The following is a 1,425-nucleotide window of genomic DNA, read 5'->3' on the forward strand; positions in this document are numbered from 1 at the left end:
TGTACTCGGGCGAGCCGACGAAGCCGCCGGTGTCCGTCAGATTGGTCTCCCCCTCGATCTGGGCGATGCCGAAGTCCGTGAGCACGACCCGGTCGTGGCGGCCCAGCATGACGTTGTCCGGCTTCACGTCGCGGTGCAGGATGCCGGCGGCGTGCGCGGCCTCCAGCGCGCCGAGCACCTCCAGACCGATCCGGGCGGCGTCGCGCACCCCGAGCGTGCCCTCCTTGAGCGCCTCGCCGAGGGAACGCCCCTGCACGAACTCCATGACGATCCACGGCTGGCCGTCCTCGACGGCGACGTCGTGCACGTTGACCACCGCCGGGTGGTCGAGCCGGGCCGCGGCACGCGCCTCGCGCCGCATCCGCTCGAAGGCGTTGGCCCGCTCCTGGTCCGGCAGGTGGTCCGGGATCCGCGGCTCCTTCACCGCGACCTCCCGGTCCACCGTCTCGTCCTTGGCGCGCCAGACGGTGCCCATGCCGCCGTGGCCGAGCTTGCTCAGCAGCCGGTAGCGCCCGGCGACCAGCCGGCCCGCGCCCGGATCCGGCTGCGCGGGCGGCGACGGCTGCGCGGACTGCCCGTGCGGGGCCTGCGGCGGCGTCCGCGGGGCCGGCGGCTGCTGCGCGTACGGGTTGGCCTGAGTGGGCTGGGCGTACGGGTTGCCGTCGCCCACCCCGTACGGGCCGCCCTCGTGGGACGCCGCGTGCGGCTGCGGTCGCGGCGGCTGGAGACCGAAGCTGGTGGGTTCGTTCGGGCCGTAAGCGGCTCCCCCGTTGTGACTCATGCCTCCATGAGTACCGTGCGCGGGCGTCCGGGTTCCACCCGGGTCATGGACTTGTGACCGCCCTGAAGCAGCCGGAGCGGTCAATTCGTGACGGACGGCGTGAAGGTGTCGACGGCGACGTCGAAATGTCCGCGCGCCTCGGCCCGCCGGCCGACCGGCGCCGAGACCCACACGTCGTACATCCGGCCGCCCTGCACCCAGCACAGGTCGACCGTGTGCCGGGCGCCCTCGCCCGCGCTGAACCCGTCCCAGGTGAACTCCCAGCGCGCGGCCGCGCCGCCGTGATGCTGCGTGTCGGTGACCCGGCCGTCCCGGTAGCCCGGGTTGTTCTTCGGGCCGGCCGCGGCCGAGCGCCGCTGCACGGCGCCGGGGCCGCCCGCCGGGGGCGGGGTCACCGCCTTGATGCCGATGCGGAAGGTGCCGCCGGGCGACTTGTAGAAGACGCGGGGCCCGTCGACGGAGCGCTTGTACCCCTTCGGCACCGCGAGCCGGAAGCCCTCCGGGTCGCTCGCCGTGCGGTACCCGGCCGGGGCCCCGGTCGCGGGAGGGCCCGTCCGGGTCGGGCGCGCCGTGACCGTGACCGTCGGGGCGGGCGAGGCCGCGGTGCCCGTCGCCGGGGGGTGCGCACCGGTCTGCGACCCGGT

Annotated in this window: 1 protein-coding gene and 1 pseudogene; both read right to left on the minus strand. The window is 75.5% G+C overall.

The annotated features are described in order from the left end of the window. Positions 1 to 781, minus strand: a 781-nt coding sequence (locus GTW43_RS26085; RefSeq protein WP_161304434.1) for a serine/threonine-protein kinase, incomplete at its 3' end; no start/stop codon positions are given. Positions 782 to 861: 80 nt separating this feature from the next. Then, a pseudogene (locus GTW43_RS26090) lies at positions 862 to 1,425 on the minus strand (serine/threonine protein kinase); the annotation flags it as partial.

The sequence above is a fragment of the Streptomyces sp. SID5785 genome (genome assembly GCF_009870065.1).
In the GTDB taxonomy this organism is placed as follows: domain Bacteria; phylum Actinomycetota; class Actinomycetes; order Streptomycetales; family Streptomycetaceae; genus Streptomyces.